At 57.5% G+C, this 7,057-nt stretch carries 5 protein-coding genes and 1 pseudogene; all 6 read right to left on the bottom strand.

What is annotated here, in order from left to right:
• Positions 1–589: 589 nt before the first annotated feature.
• On the bottom strand, positions 590–2,077 hold the full coding sequence (locus HHL08_RS24805) for an efflux transporter outer membrane subunit (RefSeq protein WP_169575531.1): 1,488 nt from the start codon (positions 2,075–2,077) through the stop codon (positions 590–592).
• A gap of 7 nt (positions 2,078–2,084) precedes the next feature.
• On the bottom strand, positions 2,085–3,590 hold the full coding sequence (locus tag HHL08_RS24800) for an MDR family MFS transporter (RefSeq protein WP_024020661.1): 1,506 nt from the start codon (positions 3,588–3,590) through the stop codon (positions 2,085–2,087).
• Between the two features lie 53 nt (positions 3,591–3,643).
• Positions 3,644–4,792 (bottom strand): HlyD family secretion protein, encoded by a 1,149-nt coding sequence (locus HHL08_RS24795; protein WP_169575530.1) that lies wholly within the window; start codon positions 4,790–4,792, stop codon positions 3,644–3,646.
• Positions 4,793–5,361: 569 nt separating this feature from the next.
• Positions 5,362–5,835: a hypothetical protein gene (locus HHL08_RS24790; protein WP_405053679.1), complete on the bottom strand. Its 474-nt coding sequence runs from the start codon at positions 5,833–5,835 to the stop codon at positions 5,362–5,364.
• A 149-nt stretch (positions 5,836–5,984) separates the two neighbouring features.
• Entirely contained in the window at positions 5,985–6,563 is a 579-nt protein-coding gene (locus HHL08_RS24785) for a DUF4142 domain-containing protein (protein WP_235955309.1), read from the bottom strand.
• A gap of 402 nt (positions 6,564–6,965) precedes the next feature.
• Positions 6,966–7,057: pseudogene (locus tag HHL08_RS24780) on the bottom strand (IS5/IS1182 family transposase); the annotation flags it as partial.

The following is a 7,057-nucleotide window of genomic DNA, read 5'->3' as shown; positions in this document are numbered from 1 at the left end:
CCGGCCCAATATCTCCACTGCCGTCCCTCGCTCTGGCTCAGGACGTCCATATCGACGTCCTTATGGACGTCCCTTACGCGCTCACGTCACAGCAAGGCAGGCGGCCTCAACCGGTCGGTTACGTTTAATCGCATCCCGGTCAAGGCAATTTCGATCTTCGTCGATCTATGGTTGTGAGGTCGTAAGCTTGGCTGGTTTTACAAGCGCCCCCATCTTCCGCCTGCGGGTGATGCCGTCTGTCGGGTACAAGGTCGTATACGCGGTCAGGACAACTCCCCGCGGGATAGATCTTCGTCGGACAGAAATTCTATCCAATCACACGTCGAGGCCGATAAACTGCTCTATGGTTGTCTCCGGTCCGATGTTGCGTCCGGCTATGCGGTCGTGAATCCGTATTTCATCCTATCGGGGGCAACCCCCGTCAAACACATCGCAATCGCCCCGGGGCGCGTTACCCCGCGAAACTCTGTATAATCGCAAGGGCCGCAGGATGGATGCCGAACAGGCGGGTTGCCCTGTGCCAAAAGTCATCATTGCGGTGGGCAGGGCCGCCGATTCTTGTATTGGCAAGTCCGGACAGATACCATCATTATTTGCTCATAAGGGCTGAAGCTTGACTCCCCGCTTCTGTCCATCCCAGTCCAAGCGACTTATGTATGGCAACATAGCTGGCGGTGAGGGCCGCAACCGCACTGTGCAGGTTTGCCTCTGCAAGCCGCTGCTGGCGGTCAGCCTCAAGAGTGTCGCCTCTCGAAATGACCTGCCGCGCATAGCGCTGCCGCATCAGCGTTGCCGCTTCATCTGCTGACCGCTTGATTTCGGCAAAAGCGGCGACGTTTCGCCTTTGCTGTGCAAAGCGCGCAAGCGACGTCTCCGCATCCTCAAGCGCGCCGAGCACTACCTGCCTATATTGTGCCTCGGCTTCATCGCGACCAGAGCGTGCCTGCGCTATCGCCGCTGACGTTCGTCCAAAATCGAGCAAGCCCCATTGCAGCTGAGGGACGGCGATGTTGGAAATATTGCCCAGATCTACCAGGTCTCCGATGGACGTGCCGCCAATCCCGAGAATCCCCATGAAGCTGATTTTCGGAAAACGAGCTGCTTCCGCGACCCCTATCCGGGAGGTTGTGGCGGCGAGATTGCGCTCCGCAGCGCGGATGTCGGGACGACGGCGCAGGAGCGCCGAAGGGTCTCCGATCGACACCCGCGCAGGGGGGATCGGGATATCGCGCCGTGGCGTCAATAGCGGATCGAGAGATCCCGGCGCTTCACCGGCGAGAACCGCTAGCGCATTCATATATATTTCGATCTCAGCATCGGCCGCGGCGAGATCGCTGATCGTGGCCTGAACCGCGCGGTTCGCTTGGCCGACAGTGAAGGCCGGGATTGTGCCTTGCCCGAAACGCTGCCGGGCTAGGGCGAGTTGCTGGCGCTGAAGGTCGAGACCTCCCCGAAAAGCAGCGGCGCGCTGCTGCCGGTCACGAAGATTGGTATAGGTCTGCGCGACTTCAGCGCTGAGCTGAACCTTTGCGTCTGCAACATTATACGCCGCTGCCGCCGCCAGCGCGTTTGCCGCTTCGATTTTTCGCACCTGCCCGCCCGCGAGATCTATTTCCCAGTTTGCGTTCAGACCAAGGTTGTAGAAACGCAGAGACGTGTCCGCATCCTGGGCGGATGAAGGTGCCGGAACAGGTGTGGGTAGAGTACTTCCTTGACTGGCCTGGAGATCGATCCCGGGAAGATCAGCAAATATGGCCGCGCCCTGAGCACCAGCCGTCGGCAGGCGGTTTGCTCGCTCCTGGCGTACAGACCCACGGGCTTGGCGAAGTCGGGCCTGCACAACATCAATCGAGGGATTCGCGACAAGAGTGCGCCGCTCGAGCTCATCGAGAACCGGATCTTGCAGCGTCGTCCACCATTCGGCGAGTTCCGGCTCGCTGGTCGACGCATCCGCTGGTTGACGAACGAATGTCGGCCGCGGCGCGGCTTGGCCGAGCTCTGGTGGTCCGGAATAGTCCGGGCCGACCACACATCCACCAAGGAGCAGCGGAAGGATGAGACCACTTAACTTTGCCATTACCACCTCAATGCATCGTCAGCGACATCCCCTTGGGGAGCGGGCGAAGGAAAAACACGAACGGAAGCGTCACAAAAGTCGCTACCGCCATCGTCAAGAATATGTCGTTATAGGTCATGACGAACGCCTGCTGCTGAATTGTGCCAGCGAGCGACTGAAGGCCCGCGTCCATATTTCCCAGAGTATGAGACATCCCCGCGATATACTCCTGCACGCTTGGATCGTTTGCCCACAGCGTTTCCTCCATCCGTCGGCTGTGGAGTGACATACGCTGGTCCTGGAACGACGTCAGGGCCGCCAGAGCGAATGAGCCACCGAGGTTTCGCGCAGCATTGAAGATGCCTGAGGCATCTCCAGCATCCTCCTTGCTGACTGAGGTAATGGCGGCCTGGTTCAGAAAGAGCATGACAAAGATCATCCCCACCCCGCGCAGCAGCTGACCGGTAGTAAAGGCTTCGCCTGCGGATTCCACTGTGAGACTGGTGTTCACAAAGCAGCTAGCAGCCATAAGCGCGAGGCCAGCGCCAACGGCCAGCCTGATGTCGACAACCCGCATCAGAAACGGCACGAACGGCATCACAAAGAAGGCAGGAACGCCCATGAGAAAGATGACCTGTCCGGTCTCGAGGGCATTATAGTCGGCGATAAGCGACAGGAACTGCGGGATGACGAAGGTCGATCCGTACATCACCATGCCCAGCGCTAGCGCCATGATAACGACGCTGCCGAACTGTCTGCTCATGACGATTCGCAGCTTAAGGACGGGCTTTGCTGCCCAGATCTGTCCGATCGCCAACATCACAAACCCTGCTACGGTTATAAACGTCAGCCGGATGATAAGCGTCGATTCGAACCAGTCTTCACGGTGCCCCTCCTCGAGCACGATCGTTAGTCCTCCAAGGCCAAGGATCAGGCCTATAATACCCAACCAGTCGGCCTCGCGAAGATAGACCCAATTCGTACGTTCGTGCGGCAGTCCGAGCAACAGGAGCAAGAGGAGTATCCCGCAGACCGGAACATTGACGAAGAAGGCATAGTGCCAGCTCAAATTTTCCGTCAGCCAGCCACCGAGCAAGGGGCCAAGAACGGGTCCCAAGATTACGGTCATTCCGAAAAGGGCCATCCCGATGGGCTGCTGGGGTGGCGGGAGTCGCTTTGCGACAATCGTCATGGCGGTGGGTATCAGCAGCCCTCCCATAAGGCCCTGCCCGGTTCGTCCGATGATCATCGTCATAAGGTCGGTGGCGATGCCGCATAGGATGGAGAACCCGGTAAAGGCAGTCACGGAAATGAGAAGGAGGGTTCTCAGTCCCAAAAGCCGTTCAAGCCAGGCGCTCAGCGGAATGACGACGATCTCGGCAACGAGAAAGGCGGTGGCGATCCACGTTCCCTCAGTGCCGGTTGCTCCGATTTCGCCTTGGATCGTTGGCAGTGCCGAGTTGACGATCGAGATGTCGAGGGTCGCCAGCAGTGCGCCGAGCGAGCCGGCAGCAACAGCGATCCAAGCGGTCAAGTCCGCACGCGCGGAACGAGCTGCGTCTGGAGATGCTGTGACCGTGACCACTGTCAACGCTTCCGGCTTACGGCCTGACGGAGTCGATCCATCTCTCCTCTGGCTGAACGCGTATCGACCGTTACTCCAACCGACATTCCCGGCACAAGGAGCGTGCGCACTTCGAGAGGAGCATCGATTGCAATGCGTACAGGCACGCGCTGTACGATCTTTGTGAAGTTTCCGGTCGCATTCTGGGGGGGGAGCACCGAGAATTGGGCGCCCGTGCCAGGGGCGATACTGGCAATACGCCCGGTCAGTTCGACGCCAGGGAGCGCATCGATTTCGATGCCAACAGGCTGGCCGACGCGCATAAGCCCCAGTTGAGTTTCCTTGAAGTTCGCCTCAATGAACAATCGATCGACAGGAACCAGTGTCATCATGCGTGTGCCGGGCTGCACGAATTGCCCCACACGGACAGCCAGATCGCCCACACGGCCATTGATTGCAGCCTTGAGCACTGTCGATTCGACGTTGACGCGCGCCACCTTGAGTTGGGCACGCGCGGCCTCTGCTTGCGACTGGGCCTGACGCACCTGCGCGCCCAGTGTACCGACTCGCCGTTGCGAGGCGATCAGCGCCGCCTGCGCAGCATTGGTTCGCTCGCGAGCTTGTCGTGCCTGCGTCTGAAGCTGCGCGAAACGCTCCCCTGGCTCAGCGCCTGATGCGGCAAGCGGCTGATATCGCGTAACCTGCTGTGCGGCGAAAGCAGCCTCGGCGCTCGCCGCGTTGAGCTGGGCTTGCGCTTGCGCTATGGCTGCCTGCTGTTCGGAAATCTGAGAGCGCGTCGTATCCCCCGCAGCCGTTGCCGTTTCGATCTGGCTGGTAATCTGTTCGGTCTGCGCCCGATATTCGCGGGGATCGAGTTCAGCCAGAGACTGCCCCTGCCGAACCGTCTGATTCTCGATAACGAACACCCGTTCAACATATCCGGCGATCTTGGGCGCTGTGATGACGGAATCTGCCGCAACATAGGCGTTGTCGGTCACCTGCATGTATCGGCCCCGGTTCTGATGATCCAAGTACCAGACAAAGCCACCGATGAGCAGCAGGATGGCGCCAATGAGCATCGCGAGGCGAACGCGCGGCGATTTAAGCGGCGACACCGCAGATTCGCCGAGGCCCTCAGGATCCGCCGAAACAGTGGCCGACTTGTCCGCCATATAAATTACAATCCCAAATGTTGCGCGGTGTGGTTCTGTCTTGCAGCATTAAGGAGTGATCGGCAATTGCATATTATATGGAACCTCAGCATTACGCAGAGATAACCCGCTCCTTGCCCGCGGCCGCTGGACCGGTCCTACACCTAAGCCGCATATCAGGCTGTAGCTCCCCCAATCTTCAAGCAAGAATCAAAAGATACCGAGGAGCGGTTTGCCAGGCTGGTGCACAACACAGAAACTGATGGCGCGTGATGCCGAGCACTCCGACGCGAAAAATTACTTTCCCGATCGGGCGGTCGTTAAGAAGTGAGCCTCGAATTGGTGTCCCGTTTCAATCCCCACAATTGTGGCCTATGGTGATATCAGCCAGGGTCACACGAAAGGTGACCCGGCACTTTGATCGGTTGGGCCGCCGTCACCTTGCCTGGAAGCAATAATATAGGTTGTTTCTGGCCCGAGTAGCTTTTCGTTATTCCCGCCCCGGCCCATTACCCTGCAATGCCATAGTTCAAGAGATAATGCGCAGCCTCGCACAGAGGCGTCGAATTCAATAGCGTCAGCTTTCGTCGCTAATTTTTGCTCCCCGGACAGCGCCGCGCGAGCGCTGTTCCACGAAGAAAGCCGCGGCGTGCGAAGCCGGCGTCAATCGCTGCCGCCAGGCGTCTTTCGGCCGGAGCTGCGCCCGAAATCTCCCGAACTAAGCCCCGAAACGGTATGATTGTGTTAACAATAGTTTTCCCTCCAGCCTCGGCCAGCCGACCAGCCCTGTTCTCTTTTTTGTTGTTGCCGACCGCAAAATCAGGTCCGAGGACGCTATCGAGCTCCGTAGTTGCGGCCTTGATCTGCGCACAGGATTTCAAGCCGGCGAGACCATATGGATTTTCTTGCGCTCTTTCCAGAATAGCTGGAATTTCGGTTTTGGCCGCGCCAATATCTTTCGCCGGCTGCGTGACGATTTCCCGACCGCGGTCAACTGTCTCATCTTTTCTGGCGGGTTGCTCGGGGGTTTGTGCAAGAGCCGCCATGGCAAAAACAAGTATCATCATCCGCCCAATATCCTGAAGACAAGGTTGAAAGCATAAACACGACCGCTGTGGGGTTCGCTGTTACCTCGCTTGAAATAACAGCGGCTGCCCGCCAGGGCATGACGATCACATTGAGTGGCGCCCGTGAAGAACGGGCGCCACTATGATCATTGACCGCCGGTCAATGCTGAAGGAAGAAGTGCCTTCCCATTGGTGAGTTCTTGCTCAAGTGTGGGAACGGCGGTTCCCGCGACTTGCTTCAAGGCTGGGTCGGTGCCGTCTTGCGCATAGCCTTTGTTGATGGCCCATGCCGCCTGTAGTACCTGGGCGGACTGGGATAGATAAAGATTATCGAAGCTGCCGCGCGGCGTCTTCTGGAGCAGCTTCACGAGTGCGGCTCTGTCGGAGGAAAGCGATGACGATGGCGCTTTTATTGTCCGCTGATCGTTGCGCAGCGCGGCCATGAGTGCTTTCTGCGCGATTTGCGCTTCGGTCTGAACACGTTTGGCAAAAGCCTTCACATCGTCACGCTGAGCCTTGGTCACGGCGAACTGCGCTGCTTTTATTTGATAGAGGTTCGCATCCGATGCAGCCATCACAAAGGCTGGCTCATTCTGTCCAGCTATCGGTGTTGTGCCGGTATCCATGCTCGACATTGAACCTGTGTTTGTTGGTGAAACAGCTTGGGCGAGAGCCCCTGAACCTGAAAGCGCTAGCGCGCCCGCGGCCATAATGACTTTCAGCATAATACCTTCTCCGTAGAATAGATTTCGAGCGGTCAAGTGGCCGCATCACGTTAAGCGTGACGACGTCGTAACGATGCTGTTGGATAATCGTTCCACCATCGCCCGCATTGCATAAATTAAATTGTCAAATGAGTGTCACTTAAATCGACAGCGGACTGCATTTCATAATCCGATAGCAATATTAATCATTGCGAGATTTGACTTATCACATGGTCGATATGCTATCGCTTATTAAGACGTAGAATCCGGGATTATACTATCTTGCTTACTCTGGCTCCGATCGGGTCAGCCCTTCAGATAAAAACAAAAACTCGTAGATACCTACGAAGCTATCTGGCGCATGGCGATTTTGTACATGCTTTCGCGCCCTAAGTGCCTGATTCATAATTATCCGATGAGATTTCATAGCCTTGCGATGCGACGGGCGAATAGCTGGATGGAAGCTATGAACAGCCACGCGGTTGCCGATGCGATGGTGTGCTCAAAATCCTTGG

It is taken from the genome of Sphingobium psychrophilum (genome assembly GCF_012927105.1).
GTDB lineage: Bacteria > Pseudomonadota > Alphaproteobacteria > Sphingomonadales > Sphingomonadaceae > Sphingobium > Sphingobium psychrophilum.
This window is presented reverse-complemented; position numbering and strand designations above follow the sequence as displayed.